The organism is Burkholderia sp. Ac-20379 (assembly GCF_017104645.1).
GTDB lineage: Bacteria > Pseudomonadota > Gammaproteobacteria > Burkholderiales > Burkholderiaceae > Burkholderia.
The window spans coordinates 1-1,312 of sequence record NZ_JAAGPF010000717.1; the positions used below are offsets into that span (position 1 = coordinate 1).

The 1,312-nt window shown below is 72.6% G+C and carries 2 protein-coding genes; both read left to right on the top strand.

Going from position 1 to position 1,312, the window contains the following annotated elements:
• A partial coding sequence (locus G3N92_RS34200; protein WP_206131893.1) for an ABC transporter substrate-binding protein occupies positions 1–787 on the top strand: 787 nt, incomplete at its 5' end.
• Positions 784–1,312, top strand: a 529-nt coding sequence (locus G3N92_RS34205; protein ID WP_206131894.1) for a PDC sensor domain-containing protein, incomplete at its 3' end; no start/stop codon positions are given. The genes G3N92_RS34200 and G3N92_RS34205, both read left to right, overlap by 4 nt.

Here is a 1,312-nt window from a genome sequence, read left to right on the forward strand (position 1 = left end):
CCGCGCCTCGGCCGCGCTGCTGTGCGCCGCGCTCGCGAGCGGCTCCGGCAACGCCGCCGCCGGCAGCGTGCTCGATCGCATCCACGCCACGCGCACGCTGCGCGTGTGCCTCTCGCAAAGCGACGCCGGCATCAACTACCGCGATCCGCGCACCGGCCAGCCGCGCGGGCTCGACGTCGATCTGGCGGCCGCGTTCGCCGCCGATCTCGGCACGCAGCTGGTCATGATCGACACCCGTTTCGACACCTTCACCCAGGATCTGCTGGCCGACCGCTGCGACATCGCCATGCTGGCCGTCGCCGCCACGGCGTCGCGCCGCGAAACGCTGCGCTTCAGCAAGCCGTATCTGACGGGCGGCATCGTCGGGGTCGCATCGCGCGCCAGCGAGGTGGTGCGCACCTGGGCCGACCTCGACCGGCCCGGCGTGCGCATCGGCATACAGCGCGGCTCGCAGGTGGAGCCGCGTCTGCGCGAGATGCTCAAGCACGCGACGATCGTCGTGCTCGACCCGCAGCGCAACCGCGAGGACGAGCTGCAGTCGGGCCGCATCGACGTGCTGATCGGCGGGCTTCCGTATGCGCACCGGCTGCTGGAGAATGCCGAGTGGGCCCGCCTGGTCGCGCCGCCCAAACCGTTCGATCCGATGCCGTACGCTTACGCGGTGCGCCCCGGCGACGACGCCTGGCTGCACACCGTCGACGCCTTCATCGCACGCGTCCAGCACGACGGCCGGCTCGCCGCCGCGGCGCGCCGCCACCACCTGACCGAGGTCATGCTGCTCCAGTGAAACGAATCGAAGCGATCATCCGGCATCACACCGCGCACCTTCCGGCCTGGCTCAACAGCCGCTCGGTGCTGATCGGCGGCACGCTGGCCGGCGCGCTGCTGATCGGCGCGGCCGGCGCCTTCGCCTGGTGGGAGCATCGCAACGCCGTCGAGGACGAACGCAACGCCGCCACGATGCTGGCGCGCGCGCTCGACGACGAAAGCGGGCGCGCGATCGGCACGGCCAATTCGATCGCGCGCTCGATCGACAGCACGCTGCAATCGCCCGACATGGTGGGCGCCGCGTTCGCCGACGCGATGCTCGCGCGCACCATCGCCGGCACGCCGGCGATCCGCAGCGTGTCGCTGGTCGACAGCGAGGGCGAGGTGATCGCCAGCTCGTACGAGCCGAACGTCGGCATCCGCATCGATCAATCGCGGCTGCCGGGGCCGCGCGTGCCCAACGCCGACGGCGATCTGGCGATCGGCCGGCCGCTCGCGGGCCGCGATCTGGCCGATTCGGCGCTGCTGCGCGGCCCGCGCCCCG